19 protein-coding genes are annotated in these 19,952 nt (G+C 59.1%); 17 read left to right on the forward strand and 2 right to left on the reverse strand.

Annotated elements, in window-relative coordinates; all coding sequences use genetic code 11:
• From VNV36_RS18270 to VNV36_RS18325, 12 genes are all read left to right on the forward strand, one after another.
• Window positions 1–1,072 (forward strand): signal recognition particle protein (locus VNV36_RS18270; protein WP_325719137.1); only part of this gene is annotated, 1,072 nt, incomplete at its 5' end.
• A gap of 311 nt (window positions 1,073–1,383) precedes the next feature.
• Window positions 1,384–1,635 carry a 30S ribosomal protein S16 gene (gene rpsP / locus VNV36_RS18275; protein WP_003185073.1) on the forward strand — a complete coding sequence of 84 codons (252 nt, stop codon included), beginning with the start codon at window positions 1,384–1,386 and terminating at the stop codon, window positions 1,633–1,635.
• Window positions 1,636–1,640: 5 nt separating this feature from the next.
• Entirely contained in the window at window positions 1,641–2,177 is a 537-nt protein-coding gene (gene rimM, locus VNV36_RS18280) for a ribosome maturation factor RimM (RefSeq protein ID WP_325719138.1), read from the forward strand.
• Window positions 2,178–2,179: 2 nt separating this feature from the next.
• Complete coding sequence (gene trmD / locus VNV36_RS18285; RefSeq protein WP_038860625.1) at window positions 2,180–2,932, forward strand: tRNA (guanosine(37)-N1)-methyltransferase TrmD; 753 nt, start codon at window positions 2,180–2,182, stop codon at window positions 2,930–2,932.
• Between the two features lie 45 nt (window positions 2,933–2,977).
• On the forward strand, window positions 2,978–3,328 hold the full coding sequence (rplS, locus tag VNV36_RS18290) for a 50S ribosomal protein L19 (protein ID WP_041478196.1): 351 nt from the start codon (window positions 2,978–2,980) through the stop codon (window positions 3,326–3,328).
• Between the two features lie 196 nt (window positions 3,329–3,524).
• Window positions 3,525–4,421: a site-specific tyrosine recombinase XerD gene (gene xerD / locus VNV36_RS18295; RefSeq protein WP_129999851.1), complete on the forward strand. Its 897-nt coding sequence runs from the start codon at window positions 3,525–3,527 to the stop codon at window positions 4,419–4,421.
• A gap of 250 nt (window positions 4,422–4,671) precedes the next feature.
• On the forward strand, window positions 4,672–5,403 hold the full coding sequence (dsbC, locus tag VNV36_RS18300) for a bifunctional protein-disulfide isomerase/oxidoreductase DsbC (RefSeq protein ID WP_325719143.1): 732 nt from the start codon (window positions 4,672–4,674) through the stop codon (window positions 5,401–5,403).
• 131 nt (window positions 5,404–5,534) lie between these two features.
• Complete coding sequence (locus VNV36_RS18305) at window positions 5,535–6,839, forward strand: homoserine dehydrogenase (protein ID WP_325719145.1); 1,305 nt, start codon at window positions 5,535–5,537, stop codon at window positions 6,837–6,839.
• Window positions 6,840–6,944: 105 nt separating this feature from the next.
• Complete coding sequence (gene thrC, locus VNV36_RS18310) at window positions 6,945–8,354, forward strand: threonine synthase (protein ID WP_325719146.1); 1,410 nt, start codon at window positions 6,945–6,947, stop codon at window positions 8,352–8,354.
• Window positions 8,355–8,473: 119 nt separating this feature from the next.
• Window positions 8,474–9,847: a transporter substrate-binding domain-containing protein gene (locus VNV36_RS18315; RefSeq protein ID WP_325719148.1), complete on the forward strand. Its 1,374-nt coding sequence runs from the start codon at window positions 8,474–8,476 to the stop codon at window positions 9,845–9,847.
• Between the two features lie 117 nt (window positions 9,848–9,964).
• Window positions 9,965–10,372 carry a response regulator gene (locus VNV36_RS18320; RefSeq protein ID WP_325719150.1) on the forward strand — a complete coding sequence of 136 codons (408 nt, stop codon included), beginning with the start codon at window positions 9,965–9,967 and terminating at the stop codon, window positions 10,370–10,372.
• A gap of 162 nt (window positions 10,373–10,534) precedes the next feature.
• Window positions 10,535–10,816, forward strand: coding sequence for a DUF3509 domain-containing protein (locus VNV36_RS18325; protein ID WP_016771530.1), 282 nt, complete (start codon window positions 10,535–10,537; stop codon window positions 10,814–10,816).
• A gap of 200 nt (window positions 10,817–11,016) precedes the next feature.
• Here VNV36_RS18325 and VNV36_RS18330 read toward each other — a convergent pair whose 3' ends face one another.
• Window positions 11,017–12,216: a CaiB/BaiF CoA transferase family protein gene (locus VNV36_RS18330; RefSeq protein WP_325719152.1), complete on the reverse strand. Its 1,200-nt coding sequence runs from the start codon at window positions 12,214–12,216 to the stop codon at window positions 11,017–11,019.
• 146 nt (window positions 12,217–12,362) lie between these two features.
• On the opposite strand from VNV36_RS18330, the gene VNV36_RS18335 reads away from it, so the two are divergent.
• The 3 genes from VNV36_RS18335 (at window position 12,363) to VNV36_RS18345 (ending at window position 16,121) form a co-directional block, all read left to right on the forward strand.
• Window positions 12,363–12,905, forward strand: coding sequence for a YaeQ family protein (locus VNV36_RS18335; RefSeq protein WP_325719154.1), 543 nt, complete (start codon window positions 12,363–12,365; stop codon window positions 12,903–12,905).
• Window positions 12,906–12,959: 54 nt separating this feature from the next.
• Entirely contained in the window at window positions 12,960–14,669 is a 1,710-nt protein-coding gene (gene recJ, locus VNV36_RS18340; protein WP_325719156.1) for a single-stranded-DNA-specific exonuclease RecJ, read from the forward strand.
• A gap of 345 nt (window positions 14,670–15,014) precedes the next feature.
• Window positions 15,015–16,121 (forward strand): NADH:flavin oxidoreductase/NADH oxidase, encoded by a 1,107-nt coding sequence (locus tag VNV36_RS18345; protein ID WP_325719158.1) that lies wholly within the window; start codon window positions 15,015–15,017, stop codon window positions 16,119–16,121.
• Window positions 16,122–16,239: 118 nt separating this feature from the next.
• Here the strand turns inward: VNV36_RS18345 and VNV36_RS18350 are convergent, their stop codons facing one another.
• Window positions 16,240–17,868 carry a glucan biosynthesis protein D gene (locus VNV36_RS18350; RefSeq protein ID WP_325719160.1) on the reverse strand — a complete coding sequence of 543 codons (1,629 nt, stop codon included), beginning with the start codon at window positions 17,866–17,868 and terminating at the stop codon, window positions 16,240–16,242.
• Window positions 17,869–18,271: 403 nt separating this feature from the next.
• On the opposite strand from VNV36_RS18350, the gene VNV36_RS18355 reads away from it, so the two are divergent.
• Window positions 18,272–18,457 carry a hypothetical protein gene (locus VNV36_RS18355; RefSeq protein WP_016771524.1) on the forward strand — a complete coding sequence of 62 codons (186 nt, stop codon included), beginning with the start codon at window positions 18,272–18,274 and terminating at the stop codon, window positions 18,455–18,457.
• Window positions 18,458–18,632: 175 nt separating this feature from the next.
• Complete coding sequence (locus VNV36_RS18360; RefSeq protein WP_325719164.1) at window positions 18,633–19,355, forward strand: tellurite resistance TerB family protein; 723 nt, start codon at window positions 18,633–18,635, stop codon at window positions 19,353–19,355.
• The last annotated feature ends 597 nt before the right edge of the window (window positions 19,356–19,952 follow it).

Raw genomic sequence — 19,952 nt, forward strand, 5'->3', positions numbered from 1 at the left:
GGTGCTCATGGCCGGCCTGCAGGGCGCGGGTAAAACCACCACCGCCGCCAAGCTGGCGCGCTTCCTGAAGGAGCGCAAGAAGAAGTCGGTCATGGTGGTGTCGGCGGACGTATACCGCCCCGCGGCCATCAAGCAGCTCGAAACCCTGGCCAACGATGTCGGGGTGACCTTCTTCCCGTCCGACATCAGCCAGAAGCCTGTGGCCATCGCCGAGGCGGCGATCCGCGAGGCAAAGCTCAAGTTCATCGACGTGGTCATCCTGGACACCGCCGGCCGCCTGCACATCGACGCCGACATGATGGCCGAGATCCAGGCGCTGCACGCCGCGGTCAAGCCCGTGGAAACGCTGTTCGTGGTAGACGCCATGACCGGCCAGGACGCGGCCAACACCGCCAAGGCGTTCGGTGATGCGCTGCCGCTGACCGGCGTGATCCTGACCAAGGTCGACGGCGATGCCCGTGGCGGTGCCGCACTGTCGGTCCGCGCCATCACCGGCAAGCCGATCAAGTTCATCGGTATGGGCGAGAAGAGCGAAGCGCTCGACCCGTTCCACCCTGAGCGGATCGCCTCGCGGATCCTTGGCATGGGCGACGTGCTCAGCCTGATCGAACAGGCCGAAGCCACCCTCGACAAGGACAAGGCCGATAAGCTGGCCAAGAAGCTGAAGAAGGGCAAGGGCTTCGACCTCGAAGACTTCCGCGATCAGCTGCAACAGATGAAGAACATGGGCGGCCTCGGCGGGCTCATGGACAAACTGCCAAGCATCGGCGGCGTCAACCTGTCGCAGATGGGCAATGCCCAGAATGCCGCAGAGAAGCAATTCAAGCAGATGGAAGCCATCATCAACTCGATGACCCCGGCCGAGCGCCGCGACCCCGAGCTGATCAGCGGTTCGCGCAAGCGCCGCATCGCCATGGGTTCCGGCACCCAGGTGCAGGACATCGGCCGCTTGATCAAGCAGCACAAGCAGATGCAGAAGATGATGAAGAAATTCACCGCCAAGGGCGGTATGGCAAAAATGATGCGCGGCATGGGCGGTATGTTGCCCGGCGGCGGCATGCCGAAGATGTAAGACGTTCCGTCTGACTCATTTCTGCTTATGTATGGCGAGTGAAATGAGTGAGGCGGGCACAAGATCCGCGCCGGTCGTCGCACCGGCGCAGACCCTGCAAGGACGCAGGATCAACAGCAAACCCGCACTCGGCGGGAGCTGACTGGCCGTTTTCATCGACGGCTCTCCATGCAAATCTGCACGGCATGCCCTGGGCGCCGGAAAAAGGCATTTGCAAAAGTCCGGATATTCCTTAGAATATGCGGCCTTTCGGGCACCCATGCCCGCTGTGCATTTAGATTTGCAGCACCGACTACAGGAACGATGTTCACATGCTAACAATCCGTCTTGCCCTTGGCGGCTCCAAAAAGCGCCCGTTTTACCACCTGACCGTAACCGACTCGCGTAACCCGCGTGACGGCTCCCACAAAGAACAGGTTGGCTTCTTCAACCCTGTTGCCCGTGGTCAGGAAATCCGTCTGTCCGTGAACCAAGAGCGCGTTGCCTACTGGCTGAGCGTTGGTGCACAACCTTCTGAGCGCGTTGCTCAGTTGTTGAAGGAATCTGCCAAGGCTGCGGCCTGAGCAATATGAACGCGACGCCTGCTGTTGCCGATGATTTGATCGTTATTGGCAAAATTTATTCTGTTCATGGCGTTCGCGGCGAAGTGAAGGTGTATTCCTTTACTGATCCGACTGAAAACCTGTTGCAGTACAAAACCTGGACGCTCAAGCGTGAAGGCAATGTCAAACAGGTCGAGCTGGTCAGTGGACGCGGGAGCGACAAGTTCCTGGTCGCCAAGCTCAAGGGTCTCGATGATCGTGAAGAAGCTCGTCTTCTGGCTGGTTATGAGATCTGCGTGCCGCGCAACCTGTTCGCTGAATTGACCGAAGGCGAGTACTACTGGTACCAGCTTGAAGGTCTGAAGGTCATCGACACTCTTGGGCAATTGCTCGGGAAGATCGATCATCTTCTGGAAACCGGCGCCAATGATGTAATGGTCGTCAAGCCTTGCGCTGGCAGCCTGGATGATCGCGAACGCCTGTTGCCCTATACCGAGCAATGCGTGTTGGCCGTCGACCTGGAAGCGGGCGAGATGAAGGTGGATTGGGACGCGGACTTCTGAACGTGGCTAACTTGCGCGTAGAAGTGATCAGTCTGTTTCCCGAAATGTTTTCCGCCATTGGCGATTACGGCATCACCAGTCGTGCGGTCAAACAGGGGCTCTTGCAGCTGACCTGTTGGAATCCGCGAGATTACACGACGGATCGGCATCACACTGTGGACGATCGCCCGTTTGGCGGTGGTCCGGGCATGGTGATGAAGATCAAGCCCCTGGAAGATGCGCTGGCTCAGGCCAAGGCAGCAGCCGGGGAGGCGGCGAAGGTGATTTACCTGTCCCCCCAAGGCCGTCAACTGACTCAGTCGGCGGTACGCGAGCTGGCACAATCGGATGCATTGATCCTGATTGCCGGCCGCTATGAAGGCATTGACGAGCGCTTTATTGAGGCTCATGTCGATGAAGAGTGGTCGATTGGCGACTATGTACTGTCTGGCGGCGAGCTGCCGGCCATGGTCCTGATCGATGCGGTTACACGACTGCTGCCTGGAGCTTTAGGGCATGCGGATTCCGCTGAGGAAGATTCCTTTACGGATGGTCTGCTGGATTGCCCGCACTACACCCGACCGGAGGTGTATGCGGATCAGCGTGTTCCCGACGTGTTGCTGAGTGGCAATCACGCGCATATCCGGCGTTGGCGTTTACAGCAGTCCCTTGGTCGGACCTATGAACGACGCGCCGATCTTCTGGAAAGCCGCTCGCTTTCTGGAGAAGAGAAGAAGCTGCTCGAGGAATACATCCGCGAGCGGGACGATAGTTAACAACGTATCGATGGTAGATCGAACGATTTACCTTAGGAGCACAGCATGACCAACAAAATCATCCTTGCACTCGAAGCAGAGCAGATGAGCAAAGAAATCCCTACCTTCGCCCCAGGCGACACTATTGTCGTTCAGGTGAAAGTGAAGGAAGGCGATCGTTCCCGTCTGCAAGCGTTTGAAGGCGTTGTAATCGCCAAGCGTAACCGCGGCGTGAACAGTGCGTTCACCGTTCGTAAAATCTCCAACGGTGTTGGCGTAGAACGTACTTTCCAGACCTACTCCCCGCAGATCGACAGCATGGCTGTTAAACGTCGCGGTGACGTACGTAAAGCCAAGCTGTACTACCTGCGCGACCTGTCGGGTAAAGCAGCTCGCATCAAGGAAAAACTGGCTTAAGTCCAGCTTCCGATGCAGAAAAAAGCAGCCTACGGGCTGCTTTTTTGTTGCCCGCGATTTCTTGATGCCTACCAGACCACTCATTGGTGTCGGCTCCCTGTTCCTTGATTCGGCCGGCTATGAAAGACTAGCGCCCATTCTGTCGTTCGCTGTCTATTAGCACGCAAACGCGCAACGTTGCCTGCCCTGAGCACCCATGCCTGCCATCGACCATCCGCTGATTGATCAATTCCTCGACGCTTTGTGGCTTGAGAAAGGCCTGTCCGACAACACCCGCGACGCCTATCGCAGCGACCTGGCCCTGTTCAACGGCTGGTTGCAGGAGAAGAATCTCGAACTGATCAATGCCGGGCGCGAGTTGATCCTCGACCACCTGGCCTGGCGTCTGGAGCAAAACTACAAGCCGCGCTCCACTGCCAGATTTCTTTCCGGGGTGCGTGGCTTTTATCGCTATCTGCTGCGGGAAAAACTGATCAGCGTCGACCCGACTCTACGCGTCGACATGCCGCAACTCGGCCGACCGCTGCCCAAGTCGCTGTCGGAGGCAGATGTCGAAGCGCTGCTCAAGGCGCCGGACCTGAGCGACGCTATCGGCCAGCGGGACCGGGCCATGCTGGAGGTCCTGTATGCCTGTGGCTTGCGAGTCACCGAGCTGATCAGTCTGACGCTGGAGCAAGTCAATCTGCGCCAAGGCGTTTTGCGGGTGATGGGCAAGGGCAGCAAGGAACGCCTGGTGCCGATGGGCGAGGAGGCGATTGTCTGGGTCGAGCGTTATATGCGTGATGGCCGTAGCGAATTGCTCGGTGGGCGCCCCAGCGATGTGCTGTTTCCCAGTCAGCGCGGCGAGCAGATGACCCGGCAGACGTTCTGGCATCGCATCAAACACCAGGCCAAGGTCGCCGGGATCAGCAAATCGCTGTCGCCGCACACCTTGCGCCACGCATTTGCCACGCATCTGCTCAACCATGGCGCAGACTTGCGTGTGGTGCAGATGTTGCTCGGGCACAGCGACCTGTCTACCACGCAGATCTATACCCACGTCGCCCGCGCCCGCTTGCAGGACCTACACGCCAAGCACCATCCTCGCGGCTGAACACGAAACCCTGTGTAGGAGCTGCCGAAGGCTGCGATCTTTTGATCTTGCTTTCGTTTACAGAAGCCAGAATCAAAAGATCGCAGCCTTCGGCAGCTCCTACGGAGTGAGATCGATGTCTTGTGTCAGGCGCATTCGGCCCTCGTGGCCTTATGTGTTAGGCTTTGCCGGTTTGCACGATGGACGGTTATGACCCGGTGTTTCGCACGGGCGTTCTGATCGTTCCATTGGCCCGCCCTCAGGAGTACTCATGCGTCTGACCCAGATTTTCGCCGCCGCCGCCATTGCGTTGGCGAGCACCTTTGCCGTCGCCGATGACGCGGCCGACAAAGCCATTCGTCAAAGCCTGGAAAAACTCGAACTCGAAGTTCCAGTCGAGAGCATCAATGCCAGCCCGTTGCCGGGCATGTACGAAGTCAAACTCAAAGGCAGCCGTGTGCTGTACGCCAGCGCCGATGGCCAGTACATCGTTCAGGGCTACCTGTTCCAGCTCAAGGACGGCAAACCGGTCAATCTGACCGAGAAGACCGAACGTCTGGGCATTTCCAAACTGATCAACGCCATTCCGGTTGCTGAAACCGTGGTTTACCCGGCCGTGGGCGAGACCAAATCGCACATCACCGTGTTCACTGACACCACGTGCCCGTACTGCCACAAACTGCACGCCGAAGTGCCGGAGCTGAACAAGCGCGGCATCGAGGTGCGCTACGTGGCGTTCCCGCGCCAAGGCCTGAATTCGCCGGGTGACGAGCAGCTGCAAGCAGTCTGGTGCTCGAAGGACAAGAAAGCCGCCATGGACAAAATGGTAGATGGCAAGGAAATCAAGGCCGCCAAGTGCGATAACCCGGTTTCCAAACAATTTGCCCTTGGTCAGTCGATCGGCGTGAACGGTACACCGGCCATCGTTTTGGCCGACGGACAAGTCATTCCGGGCTACCAGCCTGCGCCACAAGTCGCCAAACTGGCGCTGGGCGCGAAGTAATTCGCATCGTCACGGGCAGCCGCTGACGATCGTGGCCCGGCAGCAACAGCGTCGGGCCATCAACAGAGAGCCGCGAGCACGCGGTTGTTTTCCGGCCGACCCCGCGTCGGCCGTTTTATGGGGAGTTCACAGTGAATCCGGTCAAAGTAGGCATCTGTGGGTTAGGGACCGTCGGTAGCGGTACCTTCAACGTACTTCAGCGCAACGCCGAGGAAATTGCTCGTCGTGCCGGGCGTGGAATCGAAGTGGCACAAATTGCCACGCGCACGCCAAAGCCTCAGTTCCAGACGACCGGTATTGCGATTACCAACGATGTCTTCGAAGTGGCCACGAACCCTGAGATCGACATCGTCATAGAGCTGATGGGCGGCTACACCGTTGCCCGCGAGCTGGTACTCAAGGCCATCGAGAATGGCAAGCATGTGGTCACCGCGAACAAGGCGCTGATAGCCGTTCACGGTAATGAGATTTTCGCCAAGGCGCGCGAGAAAGGCGTGATCGTGGCTTTCGAAGCGGCCGTGGCCGGCGGCATTCCGGTAATCAAGGCGATCCGCGAAGGCTTGTCCGCCAACCGCATCAACTGGGTCGCCGGGATCATCAACGGAACCGGCAATTTCATCCTCACCGAAATGCGCGAGAAGGGCCGTACGTTCGAAGACGTACTGGCCGAAGCGCAGGCGCTGGGTTATGCCGAAGCCGATCCGACCTTCGACGTAGAAGGCATCGACGCTGCGCACAAACTGACCATTCTGGCGTCCATTGCCTTCGGCATTCCGCTGCAATTCGACAAGGCTTACACCGAAGGCATCACCAGGCTGACCACCGCCGACGTCAACTACGCTGAGGCGCTGGGCTATCGCATCAAGCACCTCGGTGTGGCGCGCAGTACGGACGCTGGCATCGAATTGCGCGTGCACCCGACGCTGATTCCGGCTGATCGTCTGATCGCCAACGTCAACGGCGTGATGAACGCGGTGATGGTCAATGGTGACGCGGCCGGCTCGACGTTGTTCTACGGCGCCGGCGCTGGCATGGAGCCGACCGCTTCGTCGGTGATCGCCGATCTGGTGGACGTGGTTCGCGCGATGACCTCCGACCCGGAAAACCGTGTGCCGCACCTGGCTTTCCAGCCGGACTCGCTGTCGGCGCATCCGATCCTGCCGATTGAAGCCTGCGAAAGCGCTTACTACCTGCGCATTCAGGCCAAGGATCATCCGGGCGTGCTGGCCCAGGTGGCGAGCATCCTGTCGGAGCGGGGCATCAATATCGAATCGATCATGCAGAAGGAAGTCGAAGAGCATGATGGTCTGGTGCCGATGATCCTGCTGACCCACCGCGTGGTCGAGCAGCGCATCAACGATGCGATCACCGCCCTTGAAGCACTGGCAGGCGTCGACGGTCCGGTTGTTCGGATCCGCGTCGAACACTTGAACTAAAAGCAGCGGCAAGCTTCAAGCTTCAAGCTGCAAGTAAAAGCACAGCCGCTTTTCACTTGTAGCTTGCAGCTTACCGCTTGCAGCTCAAACCAAAGGTTTGCCCCTATGCGTTATATCAGTACTCGCGGCCAGGCCCCGGCCCTGAATTTCGAAGACGTCCTGCTGGCCGGTCTGGCAACCGACGGCGGTCTGTACGTCCCGGAAAACCTGCCACGTTTCACTCAGGAAGAGATCGCTTCCTGGGCCGGTCTGCCATATCACGAACTGGCGTTCCGCGTGATGCGCCCATTCGTCACCGGCAGCATCCCGGATGCCGATTTCAAAAAGATCCTTGAAGAAACCTACCGTGTGTTCACCCACAGTGCCGTGGCGCCATTGCGTCAGTTGAATGGTAACGAATGGGTGTTGGAGCTGTTCCACGGCCCGACTCTGGCGTTCAAGGACTTCGCCCTGCAATTGCTCGGTCGTCTGCTCGATTACGTGCTGGAAAAGCGCGGCGAACGCGTAGTGATCGTCGGTGCCACGTCCGGTGATACCGGCTCGGCCGCCATCGAAGGTTGCAAGCATTGCGAGAACGTCGACATCTTCATCCTGCACCCGCACAAGCGAGTGTCCGAAGTGCAGCGTCGGCAGATGACCACCATCTTTGGTGAAAACATCCACAACATCGCCATCGAAGGCAACTTCGATGACTGCCAGGAAATGGTCAAAAACAGTTTCGCCGACCAGAGCTTCCTCAAGGGCACGCGTCTGGTGGCGGTGAACTCGATCAACTGGGCGCGAATCATGGCCCAGATCGTTTACTACTTCCACGCCTCCCTGCAGCTTGGCGGACCGGCGCGCTCGGTGTCGTTCTCGGTACCGACCGGCAACTTCGGCGATATCTTCGCCGGTTACCTGGCTCGCAACATGGGCCTGCCGATCAATCAGTTGATCGTCGCGACCAACCGCAACGACATCCTGCACCGCTTCATGAGCGGCAATCAGTATGTCAAGGAAACCCTGCACGCCACGTTGTCGCCGTCGATGGACATCATGGTCTCTTCGAACTTCGAACGCCTGCTGTTCGACCTGCACGGTCGCAACGGTGCAGCGATTGCCGGCCTGATGGACTCGTTCAAAAAGGACGGCAGCTTCAGCGTCGAACAAGAGCGCTGGACCGAAGCACGCAAACTGTTCGACTCGCTGGCTGTGGACGATGCGCAGACCTGCGAAACCATCGCCGAGGTTTACGAGCAGACCGGTGAAGTGCTCGATCCGCATACCGCCATCGGCGTCAGGGCTGCGCGTGAATGCCGTCGCAGCCTGGACATTCCGATGGTGATTCTGGGTACTGCCCACCCGGTCAAGTTTCCCGAGGCAGTGGAGAAAGCCGGTGTAGGAAAAGCGCTCGAACTCCCTACACATCTTTCTGATTTGTTTGAGCGAAACGAGCGCTGCACGGTTCTGCCAAACGACCTGAAAGCCGTGCAAGCCTTTGTCAGTCAGCATGGCAACCGCGGCGAGCCGCTTTAAGCCGCAAAAGCTGTCACATTTTGAAGCCCGTCTCCTGACGGGCTTTTTTGTTTCTGCTGCCACACTGCTCGGGTTTTCACCCACGAAGGACGGGTGAGTCGATCACGAAGGAAATGGCAATGCTGTTTTACAGAGGTTTGAAACCGGCACTGGGCTGGTTGTTTTTGTTGGCGGTGCAGGGATGGATGCATAGCGCAATGGCAGCGCAGATGGCACTCGATCAGGCGAATGCGTCAGGCCATGTGCAGCCTGTCGAACTGGACGCGCGCGAGCGTCAATGGATTCGCGACAACCCCAAGGTGACGGTGGCGTCGGTGCAGTACCCGCTGTATCTGTTTCAGGACGAGCACGGACACTGGAGCGGTCTGAACAACGACGTGCTCAAACGCGTCAGTGCGATGACCGGGCTGCAATTCGAGCATCAGGAATCATTTTCAACCGATCACATGCTCGAGCGCCTGCAAAGCGGGGTCGCCGACATCAGCACGACCTTGGCCATGAGCGATGATCGCAAACTGTTTCTTGACTTCAGCCATGCGTTCGGCGGGGCGGGCTGGGTGTTCGTCGGGCATGCCAGTGCGCCGAGTGTTGAGTCTTTCGAACAACTGGCGAAACGCGTCGTGGTGCTGCCGGCCCGGCATGCGCTGGAAGATGTGATTCGACGCGACTACCCGTCGATAGAAATTCGTTCGGTGAAAACCTATGCCGAAGCGCGGGCGCTGGTAGAGAGTGGTGAAGCCTACGCCACGATCGAAAATGAAATCGGTGCACAGCTCTATCCATTGGGCATGCTCAAGGTCGGTGGCTTGGTGGAGGGCAAGTGGGAAGCCGATCACCTGGCTGTACGAAAAGGCATGCCAGAGCTGCTGAGTATTCTCAACAAGGCGCTGGAAGCTTTCCCGGCCGCTGAGTTACGGGCGATCCGTCTGAAATGGCTGGAAGGCATTTCCCCGGCTCCCGTGCCGTCGATCTGGCAGCAATTGGTCGAGTGGGGATGCTGGGCGATGGGGGTAATCGGCGTTTTCGGAATACTGTCATTGGTATGGAGCAGGCGCCTGGCGGCGGTGATCAAGTTGCGCTGCGAAGCGGAAAAAGAGCTGGGCGATCAATTGGCTTTCCAGCATGCCTTGATCGATTCGATGCCCGATCCGGTGTTCGTCCGGGATCTGCAAGGGCGGCTGATCATCTGCAATCGCAGTTACGAGGAGGCGTTGTCGGTCCGTCTGGACCAGATGCAGGGGCGCCTGCTGATCGAGGTCGATGCATTTCCCGAAGCCACCGCGCGGATGCTCCACGACGAATTCATCGCGCAATTGCAAACCCGCAAGTCGCGCTTCAGCAAGCGGCAGTTGGTTTTCAATGGCGGGCCGCGTGAGGTCTATCAGTGGACGGTGCCGTTTTACAGCGGTGACGGTAAATTGCGCGGCTTGTTGGGCGGCTGGACCGACATCACCCAGCGTCGGGCCGAGAGCGGGTGCCGATGTCTGCAATAAAGAAGGGAAATGTCCTGCAAGACGTGGCTCCTTTTCTGATGGGAGGCTTAAGACGCCTGCCCTAGAGTGAACGACAACTGCGGTGAGAGTCCGCGATGATCGCTCCAGAGGTCGCCCATGCGCTCGCTTAAAGTCCTGATTCTTGAACCCAATCCGTTCCAGCTCATGGCGTTGCACCAGATGCTCAACGCCATCGGCATCTACGACGTATTGACCGCGCCTTCGTTAGCGTCAGCCTTGTGTTCGCTGGGGCATCGCGGCACGGTCGATATTGCCATTTGCGATCCGCAACTCAAAGGTGGGGATGGTCTGGCACTGATTCACCACTTGGCGGCACACCGTGAGGCGCGTGCCCTGATCCTGTTGGGCACGATCGCGCAGAGCCTGTTGAATGACCTCGAGCCGCTGCTCCGCCAACAACGTCTGCGCCTGCTGGGCCGTTTGCAAACGCCGGTCTCGGCGGTGTTGATGAGAGGGCTGCTGGACAGCTACTTGATTTCACCAGCAGAACTCCTTGAAGCCTGAAACCGTCGGTTATTTTTCTGTCATCTTCGCCGTGCATGCTCTGACAGGCGCGGACCCACGAGATCGGGACGTGACGGACAGAACTTTCTTCTCGGGCCGGTGGTCATTTAATGTGAACACGCCCCAGGCACTGTGTTTTCGGACTATTGAGTGGAGATCGAGATGGAAAGTATCAGTCTATTGCTCGGTGAGGCTCTGAGCCCGTATCAGGTGACGCTGACCCCTCGCGGCAGCCATGGTGAATGTCTGGTGACGCTGAAGAACAGCAGCGGCGCAATTGTGGTGGAACGCGAATTCAATCAGGCCCAGTTGAGCGACAAGCGCTTGCTGACAGATGTGGTGGATGGCCTGCACCGCGACGTAATGATCGCCGAGGGACGACTGGAACCCTGCGTCATCGCGGCGCTGCGCAATGCGGCTCTGGACAAGCGTCCGGCGCTGTAAAGATGAAATATTTTTTGTGGGAACCTTCCTGCATCCCCGTCAGTCAGACCTCATAACAGCAGGATCAAGCATTGTGCTCCGGTGCTTGTCGCTTGCTGCTACGGGTCTCGAAGCAGACCACGTTTAACCCCGAGTCGTCTCCCCACTTCTCGGGGTTTCTTTTTGCCTGGCGTTTGCCCCGACGTCTGCGACTCGCCAGCTTAAATGGCGCCGTCTTCACGCAAGCGGGCAATCTGCTGCGCGTCGTAGCCCAGATCACCAAGCACCTGCGCAGTGTGTTCGCCAAGCTGCGGTCCAACCCATTCGGACGAACCCGGGGTGTCGGAAAGTTTCGGTACGATGCCGGGCATCTTGAAATCCTTGCCGTCCGGCAGTTTGGCCTGGAGGAACATTTCCCGGGCCAGGTACTGCGGATCGCTGAACATGTCCTCGGCACTGAAGATCCGGCTGACCGGCACTTGCGCCTGATTGAGCAGGTCGAGCACGGTTTGCAGCGGCAACGAATTGACCCAGCGATCAATCACGCCATACAACTCGTCACGGCGACCGTCACGGCCGTCATTGCTCGCCAGCGCCGGGTCATTGGCCAGGTCTTCACGACCGATCACTTGCATGAAACGTTTGAAGATGGCATCGCCATTGGCGCCGATCTGCACATGCTTGCCGTCGGCACTGGTGTGGATCGACGAAGGGGTGATGCCTGGCATGATATTGCCGGTGCGTTCGCGGATGAAACCGAAGACATCGAACTCCGGCACCATGCTTTCCATCATGGCGAAAATGGCTTCGTACAGCGCGACATCAACGACTTGGCCAACGCCGCCATTGACCTCGCGATGACGCAGCGCCATCAGCGCACCGATCACCCCCCACAACGCGGCGATCGAGTCGCCGATGGAAATCCCGGTGCGCACCGGTGGCCGATCCTCGAAACCGGTGATGTAACGCAGGCCGCCCATGGATTCGCCGACTGCACCGAAACCTGGTTGGTCTTTCATCGGTCCGGTCTGGCCGAAGCCGGACAGGCGCACCATCACCAGTTTCGGATTCAGTGCGTGCAAGGCTTCCCAACCCAGGCCGAGTTTTTCCAGCACGCCGGGGCGGAAGTTTTCGATGAGGATGTCGGCCTCACCGAGCAGTTTTTTCAGAATCGCCAAACCGTCGGGATGCTTGAGGTTCAGCGTCAGCGACTTCTTGTTGCGCGCCTGGACGAACCACCACAAGGACGTCCCTTCATACAATTTGCGCCACTTGCGCAGGGGGTCACCGCCGTCCGGCGACTCGATCTTGATCACCTCAGCGCCGAATTCGCCACAAATGCGCGAGGCGAATGGCCCGGCAATCAACGTACCCAATTCAATGACTTTCAGACCCGAGAGCGGTTTGCTGGTAAACGGCATGCGAAATCCTGTGGGACAAGGCTGAGCGGATACAGCGTTTTAACATAGCCGACTGTCAGACGCCGCTGCTTGATCGCCATCAGTTCGATGATTGCCTGTGGCATCGGTTAGACTTGCCGACTTTCCTCGTATCAAGAAGCCCGTTCATGGCCCAGCCGTCCACTACCTACAAATTCGAACTGAACCTCACCGACCTCGACCGTAGCGTCTACGAGAACGTCAAGCAGACCATTGCCCGTCATCCTTCGGAAACCGAAGAGCGCATGACCGTGCGTCTGCTGGCTTACGCACTCTGGTACAACGAGCAATTGTCTTTCGGCCGTGGTCTGTCAGACGTGGATGAACCGGCCTTGTGGGAAAAGAGTCTGGACGACCGGGTCCTGCACTGGATCGAAGTCGGTCAGCCGGATGTCGATCGCCTGACCTGGTGCTCGCGCCGCACCGAGCGCACCAGCCTGCTTGCCTACGGCAGTCTGCGCGTGTGGGAAACCAAGGTGATTCCGGCGATCAAGAATCTGAAAAACGTCAACATCGCCGCCGTTCCGCAAGAAGTGCTGGAGACTCTGGCCAAGGACATGCCCCGCGTCATCAAGTGGGACGTGATGATCAGCGAAGGCACGATCTTCGTCACCGACGACCGCGGTCAGCACGAAGTCCAGTTGCAATGGCTGCAAGGCGAGCGCGGCTGAAGTCGCGACACCGCTGATATTTCCTACGAATCAAAGAGAAGCCTCCGTCACCCCATGCGTATCGAACCTCGTCAACTGCCTGCCACGCTGCCTTTTCTCGGTGATCTGCCGCCACTGCTGACCCGCCTGTACGCGGCGCGGGGCGTGCAATCGGAAGCGGAGCTGGACAAGAGTCTGGCGCGCTTGATTCCGTTCCAGCAGCTCAAGGGCATCGATAAGGCCGTGGATCTGCTGGTGACGGCACTGGAGCAGCGTCAGCGCATTCTCATCGTTGGCGACTTCGATGCGGACGGCGCCACGGCCAGTACCGTCGGTGTGCTCGGCTTGCGCCTGCTGGGTGCGGCACATGTCGACTACCTGGTGCCCAACCGCTTCGAATACGGGTATGGCCTGACGCCGGAAATCGTCGAAGTCGCGCTGACCCGTGAACCGCAATTATTGATCACCGTCGACAACGGCATTTCCAGCGTCGAAGGCGTCGCGGCGGCTAAGCGGGCCGGGCTCAACGTGCTGATCACCGACCATCACTTGCCCGGTGATGAACTGCCGAAGGCTGATGCGCTGGTCAATCCGAACCAGCCGGGCTGCGAGTTTCCGAGCAAGGCGCTGGCCGGCGTCGGGGTGATTTTCTATGTGTTGATGGCGCTGCGCGCGCGTTTGCGCAGCCTCGGCTGGTACGAGAGCAAACCGCAACCGAACATCGGTGAACTGCTTGACCTGGTGGCCTTGGGCAGCGTCGCCGACGTGGTGCCGCTGGACGCCAACAACCGCATCCTTGTGCACCAGGGGCTGGAGCGGATTCGCGCGGGACGGGCGCGGCCGGGGATCAAAGCGATCCTTGAAGTGGCCAAGCGTGATGCGGCGCGAATCACTTCCACTGATCTGGGTTTTATCGTCGGCCCGCGCCTGAACGCTGCGGGGCGTCTGGACGACATGAGCCTGGGCATCGAATGCCTGCTCACCGCTGACGCCAATCTGGCGCGGGAAATGGCCGCGCAACTGGACGGCATGAATCAGGATCGAAAATCCATCGAGCAGGGCATGCAGCGTGAAGCGCTGGCGCAGCTCAAGGATTTACCGGTCGAATCGATGCCGTTTGGTCTGTGCCTGTTCGACCCGCAGTGGCATCAGGGCGTGATCGGCATCCTCGCCTCGCGCATGAAGGAACGCTATTTCCGCCCGACCATTGCCTTCGCCGATGCCGGCGATGGTCTGCTCAAGGGCTCCGGGCGTTCGGTGCAAGGCTTTCATATTCGCGATGCGCTTAGCGTGGTCGCGGCGCAGCATCCGAACCTGATCGCCAAGTATGGCGGCCACGCGATGGCCGCCGGCCTGACCTTGGCGCAGGAGAATTTTCCGCTGTTCGCCGAGGCTTTCGACGCCGAAGTGCGTAGACAACTTCGCGAGGAAGACCTGACCGGGCGCATGCTTTCCGATGGCACGCTGGCGGTTGAGGAATTCCATCTCGAACTGGCCCGCGCGTTGCGCCACGCCGGCCCGTGGGGCCAGCACTTTCCGGAGCCGCTATTCCACGGCGTGTTTCAGTTGGTCGAGCAGCGGGTGGTCGGCGAGCGGCATTTGAAAGTGGTGCTGAAAAGCGAATGCGGCTCGGTGAAACTCGATGGCATCGCATTTGGCATTGATCGCGATGTGTGGCCGAACCCGACGATCCAGTGGGTTGAACTGGCTTACAAGCTCGACGTTAACGAGTTTCGCGGCAACGAGACCGTTCAGTTGATGATCGCCCACATCGAACCGCGCTAAACACGCAGAGCTTTCGTGGCGAGGGAGCTTGCTCCCGCTGGGCTGCGAAGCGGCCCTAAACGCTTTCACCGCATTGCGTCGGAAAACTGCGTTGGCAGGTTTAACGGCTGCTACGCAGCCGAGCGGGAGCAAGCTCCCTCGCCACAGGCGAGGGGTGCTCACAGAAAACGTCTTGAACCCTCGCTCATCCCCGGTTGTCGACTAGGCTCTAAGCACTGCTTGATTGGCCTTGTGACGTCTTGTCGAATTTTTGCCCGCGGGGGCGGGTGCTGCACCTTCTTTCTGTCACTCGTCGACTTTTCAAACAGAACCCTGGAGCCTGCCCACTGATTCGAGAGGTGCCCCATGAGTCTGCTGCTTGAACCCTTTACCCTTCGCCAACTGACCCTGCCCAACCGCATCGCCGTCTCGCCGATGTGCCAGTACTCCAGCGTCGATGGCCTGGCCAACGACTGGCATCTGGTGCATCTGGGCAGCCGCGCTGTGGGCGGCGCCGGTCTGGTGTTCACCGAGGCCACGGCGGTGACGGCCGACGGGCGCATCACCGCCGAAGACCTCGGCCTGTGGAACGACGAACAGATTGCTCCTCTGCAACGCATTACCCGGTTTATCACCGCCCAGGGCGCGGTCGCCGGCATTCAGCTGGCTCACGCCGGACGCAAGGCCAGCACGCATCGGCCATGGATCGGCAAGCATGGCAGCGTTAAACCCGAGGACGGCGGCTGGACACCGGTCGGGCCTTCGCCGATTGCCTTCGACCCTCAACACACGCAACCGAAACAACTGGATGAAGCGCAGATCGACGAAGTGATTCAAGCCTTCGTCGATGCGGCCAAACGCGCCCTGACGGCGGGTTTCAGCGTGGTCGAGGTGCACGCGGCGCACGGCTATCTGCTGCATCAGTTTCTCTCGCCGCTGAGTAATCAGCGCCGCGATCAATACGGTGGCTCGTTCGAAAATCGCATCCGTCTGGTGCTGCAGGTCACCGAAGCGGTGAGGGCGGTGTGGCCGGAGGAATTGCCGGTATTCGTCCGCGTCTCGGCGACCGACTGGGTCGAGGACGGCTGGAACCCGGACGAAACTGTCGAGCTGGCGCGCCGCCTTCACACCCTCGGCGCGGATCTCATTGACGTATCATCGGGCGGTACGGCGGCTAACGCGGAGATTCCGGTCGGGCCGGGTTATCAGACGCGCTTTGCCGAGCGTGTGCGCAAAGAGTCAGGCATCGCCACCGGCACGGTGGGAATGATTACCGAACCGGCGCAGGCCGAGCACATTCTGCGCACCTGTCAGGCCGATATCATTTTCCTTGCCCGGGAATTGCTGCGTGACCCGTACTGGCCGTTGCATGCCGACGACGATCTGGGCGGGCGCAAAGCGGTGTGGCCGGCGCAGTATCAGCGTGCGACCCATCGGGATCAGCCGATTCATGAGTCGGATTTGCGTGATTGATAAAAGCTGAAAAGCAAAAGCCCCGAGCCGGTGATGGTCGGGGCTTTTCTGTCTCCGGCAGTTTGTGTTGCCGTGGCTGGCGCTATCGCGAGCAGGCCCGTTCAAACGCTACAAAACTTCAAGGGTACTTACGCTTGTCCGGTGCCGGCGGGAAATACTGGTACAACCAGGTCTCGCTCAACGTGCGGTCATTGGTGCGAATGAACAAGCGCAGCTCCACCGGCTCGACGCTGTCATTGGTCGGGTACCAGTCGAACAGGATCCGGTAACCCTTGATGTCATCCAGCACCAGCACGCTGAAGTCCTGCACCTTGCCGTTGGAGCAAGTGATCACCGGTTCGATCCCGGTGCCCTGTGGCAGGCGCTCCAGACCACCCCCAGTGAAGTCCACGGCAAAGCGCCGCGCCCACACCGGCGGATAATGTTCACCCGGCGCCCAACCCTCGGTGAAACCGCCCATGCCCGAGCGCGTTGCATGCACCCGTGCCAGCGGCGTGCCGACCGGTGGCAACGCGCTCCAGTAAAGCTTGTAACCGTAATTCAGCGAATCACCGGCAGCCACCGGCTTTTTCGGCGTCCAGAACGCAACGATGTTATCCAGCGTCTCGCCGGTCGTAGGAATTTCCAGCAGATCGATCGAGCCTTCGCCCCACGCGGTTGTAGGCTCTACCCACAGGCTCGGGCGTTTGCTGTACCAATCGACGGTGTCTTGATAGTTGGCGAATTCGTGGTCGGTCTGGACCAGGCCGAAACCTTTCGGATCCTTGTCGGCGAAGGCATTGAACTGCAACGTTGCCGGGTTGTTCAGCGGCCGGCAGATCCACTCGCCGTTGCCGCGCCACATCGCCAGGCGATCGGAGTCGTGGATCTGCGGGTGAATGGTGTCGCACATGCGGCGTTCGTGGGTGCCGCAACTGAACATGCTGGTCATCGGCGCGACGCCCAGTTGTTCGATGGTGGTGCGGGCATTGATGTGCGCGTCGATTTCCATGACCACGCGTTCGGCCTGGCAATCGATGTCGAACCGGTAGGCGCCGGTGGCGCTCGGCGAGTCGAGCAGTGCATAGACCACAAAGCGTGTGGCGTTCTTGTCCGGTGTGTCGAACCAGAATTTGGTGAAGTCGGGAAATTCTTCGCGCTTCTTCGCGTAGGTATCAATGGCCAGGCCACGCGCGGAGAGGCCATATTGGCCAGTCGCATCGACCGCGCGGAAATAGCTGGCGCCGAGAAACGACACCACGTCATGCCGATCCAGTTCCGGTGCCTTGAACAATTTGAAGCCGGCAAAACCCAGGTCGCCCTTGAGCTGCTGGGTGTCCACCGAAGTGTTCTCGTAGTTGAACAGCGCCGGGCGAAAATGCACTTCGCGCGCCATGCGGGTCTTCGGATCAACGCTGTACATGCGCACCGGCTGACGGAAGCCCATGCCGACGTGGAAGAACTGCACGTCCAGCTGGCCTTTGTTTTCCTTCCACAATGAATGCTCGCCGTCGTAGCGGATCGCGTTGAAATTCTGCGGGGTCATGGTCGCCAAGGTTGGCGGCAACACCTGTTTCGTATCCTGATAGGCACTGCCGGCGAGTTGTTTCGCCTGGCGCTTCAACGAATCGAAATCGAACGCCTGGGCCTCGCCATCGGCGGCGCCACCATTGGCAGCCCAGGCGCGGGCGGCCAACAGGCCGGACGCCGAAAGACCGGTATAAGCCGCAATGGCCATGGATGCTTTGAGCAAATTCCTGCGATGCATAGTTACAACCTGTCGTGAGCAATCCCGCGCCGTTCCTGGCACGTGCTGGATCAGAAATTACGGTTCGGTCATGCCTTCGGCCAAACGCAACGGACTATAAACAGATGCGCGCTAGCTTAAACGGTTCGATTGTCGGGCAAAAAGGGTTGTTTACGCCGAGTCATCTGGCAATGAAACAAGACATGTCTGTAATTTTTCTGACAGGGCTCTCTGATTTAGAGGGCATATCTGCTTTTTTCGATTAATTACTCTAAAAACCGCTTTTCAACGCCGATTTAATTCCTATTCTATGGACAAGACCGGATACAAGCCTTCGTGCCGGCAGGGCACACGACGCTGCTCGGAGAGGCAGGGCGATGTGAGGTTTAGCAGTTTCTTGACTCAATAGAGAAGGACATCGTCCATGGCAAAAATACAGGGCATCACCGAAATGTTGGGCATCTTTCCTTGCTTGGGCGGCGGACGCAGAAGACGCCGTCTCAATTCCGAGGAATTGAAACTGGTAGAGCGCTATCGAGAGCTATCGGAGAGCGACCGGATCGCCATGCGCTATCTGGTGGATGCGATGCGGAGTGTTTCGCGGTTTTGAAACGCGAATGGAGAAGGGGCAGGCAGAAAAGCCTGCCCCTTTTTTTCGTAGCGTCCTTTGTGGGCGGCTTTGAGTACCGAGCAACATCTGGAAGCACACTCGCACGTCGGCTTCGGGCACTTTCGAACTAGGCTGAGGGCCTTAGATCCGGATAACCCTTGTTTGGAGACGGAACATGAACACCCGTGGATTGCTCGATCAACTGCTCAAGTCCGGGCAGGAAATGCTGCAGAACAAGGCTGGCGGCGCTTCCAACAAGTCGGCTGCCGGCGGACTCAGCGGCTTGCTCGGTGGCTCGTCTGGCTCCAGCGGCCTCGGCGGATTGCTCTCCGGCGCGGGTGGCGGCGCATTGGCCGCAGGCGCGATGGGCCTGCTGCTCGGCAATAAAAAGATCCGCAAGGTCGGCGGCAAAGTCGCCATTTACGGCGGCCTCGCCGCGCTGGGCGTGCTGGCCTACAAGGCTTACGGCAACTACAACGCCCAGAAAGGCAGCGCGCCACAACGCGAACCACAAACTCTCGACCGCCTGCCACCCGCGCAAGTCGAAGAACACAGCCAGGCGATCCTCAAAGCCCTGGTCGCTGCTGCCAAGGCCGACGGTCATATCGACGAGCGCGAGCGTGAATTGATCGAAGGCGAATTCAGCAAACTCGACAACGACCAGGAACTGCAACACTGGCTCCACGCCGAACTCAACAAACCCCTCGACCCTACGGATGTTGCCCGTGCGGCAAGCACGCCGGAAATGGCGGCGGAGATGTACATCGCCAGTGTGATGCTGGTGGATGAGGAGAACTTCATGGAGAAGAGTTATCTGGACGAACTGGCACGGCAGTTGAAACTGGAGCCGGGGTTGAAGGTGGAGCTGGAGAAGCAGGTGCGGTTGGCGGCGGTTTAAAGTTATCGTTTAAAAAATCGCAGTGTTAGGCTGCGATTTTTTTGCCTGCGGACTGGAGGAAAGCGACAGTGGAGCGCGGTTAGAAAGATCTGCTTTTTGCGCCTGTGATTACAGCTGTCTGGCTGCCGCATGAAGCGCGAATCAGACCTCCTGCCACCAGGCTGAGAACGTGATCACTGTACCTTCGTCAGTTCTATGCGTGATTTCAGGTAACTGAACCGCTGTCCAGGCTCCGTGTTTCGGCTGAGTCAGGACGTACTCAACGTTGGCAAGCGCAACTTCTTGCGCAGTTGGGTATTTGCCGAGACCGAGGTGTTGGCTTCGCGAGCAGGCTCGCTCCCACAGGGCTTTGTGGTTTGCCCCGAATTCGAGTTCATCCGCGAAATCTGTGGGAGCGAGCCTGCTCGCGAAGGCGTCTGTGCAGGCAAATCATCGGCGACTGATAAACCGCTCTCGCGAGCAGGCTCACTCCTGCAAGGGATTTTTGGTTTGCCCCGAATTCAAGTTCATCCGCGAAACCTGTGGGAGCGAGCCTGCTCGCGAAGGCGTCCGTTCAGGCGAATCATCGGCGACTGATAAACCGCTATCGCGAGCATG

The organism is Pseudomonas sp. (genome assembly GCF_035554175.1).
Taxonomy (GTDB): Bacteria; Pseudomonadota; Gammaproteobacteria; order Pseudomonadales; family Pseudomonadaceae; genus Aquipseudomonas.

What these genes read in the sequence shown, in the direction of transcription:
- rpsP (WP_003185073.1), top strand. Translation starts at nt 1,384, where the DNA reads ATGCTAACAATCCGTCTTGCCCTTGGCGGCTCCAAAAAGCGCCCGTTT.
- rimM (WP_325719138.1), top strand. Translation starts at nt 1,641, where the DNA reads ATGAACGCGACGCCTGCTGTTGCCGATGATTTGATCGTTATTGGCAAA.
- rplS (WP_041478196.1), top strand. Translation starts at nt 2,978, where the DNA reads ATGACCAACAAAATCATCCTTGCACTCGAAGCAGAGCAGATGAGCAAA.
- xerD (WP_129999851.1), top strand. Translation starts at nt 3,525, where the DNA reads ATGCCTGCCATCGACCATCCGCTGATTGATCAATTCCTCGACGCTTTG.
- dsbC (WP_325719143.1), top strand. Translation starts at nt 4,672, where the DNA reads ATGCGTCTGACCCAGATTTTCGCCGCCGCCGCCATTGCGTTGGCGAGC.
- thrC (WP_325719146.1), top strand. Translation starts at nt 6,945, where the DNA reads ATGCGTTATATCAGTACTCGCGGCCAGGCCCCGGCCCTGAATTTCGAA.
- VNV36_RS18315 (WP_325719148.1), top strand. Translation starts at nt 8,474, where the DNA reads ATGCTGTTTTACAGAGGTTTGAAACCGGCACTGGGCTGGTTGTTTTTG.
- VNV36_RS18320 (WP_325719150.1), top strand. Translation starts at nt 9,965, where the DNA reads ATGCGCTCGCTTAAAGTCCTGATTCTTGAACCCAATCCGTTCCAGCTC.
- VNV36_RS18325 (WP_016771530.1), top strand. Translation starts at nt 10,535, where the DNA reads ATGGAAAGTATCAGTCTATTGCTCGGTGAGGCTCTGAGCCCGTATCAG.
- VNV36_RS18330 (WP_325719152.1), bottom strand. Translation starts at nt 12,216, where the DNA reads ATGCCGTTTACCAGCAAACCGCTCTCGGGTCTGAAAGTCATTGAATTG.
- VNV36_RS18335 (WP_325719154.1), top strand. Translation starts at nt 12,363, where the DNA reads ATGGCCCAGCCGTCCACTACCTACAAATTCGAACTGAACCTCACCGAC.
- recJ (WP_325719156.1), top strand. Translation starts at nt 12,960, where the DNA reads ATGCGTATCGAACCTCGTCAACTGCCTGCCACGCTGCCTTTTCTCGGT.
- VNV36_RS18345 (WP_325719158.1), top strand. Translation starts at nt 15,015, where the DNA reads ATGAGTCTGCTGCTTGAACCCTTTACCCTTCGCCAACTGACCCTGCCC.
- VNV36_RS18350 (WP_325719160.1), bottom strand. Translation starts at nt 17,868, where the DNA reads ATGCATCGCAGGAATTTGCTCAAAGCATCCATGGCCATTGCGGCTTAT.
- VNV36_RS18355 (WP_016771524.1), top strand. Translation starts at nt 18,272, where the DNA reads ATGGCAAAAATACAGGGCATCACCGAAATGTTGGGCATCTTTCCTTGC.
- VNV36_RS18360 (WP_325719164.1), top strand. Translation starts at nt 18,633, where the DNA reads ATGAACACCCGTGGATTGCTCGATCAACTGCTCAAGTCCGGGCAGGAA.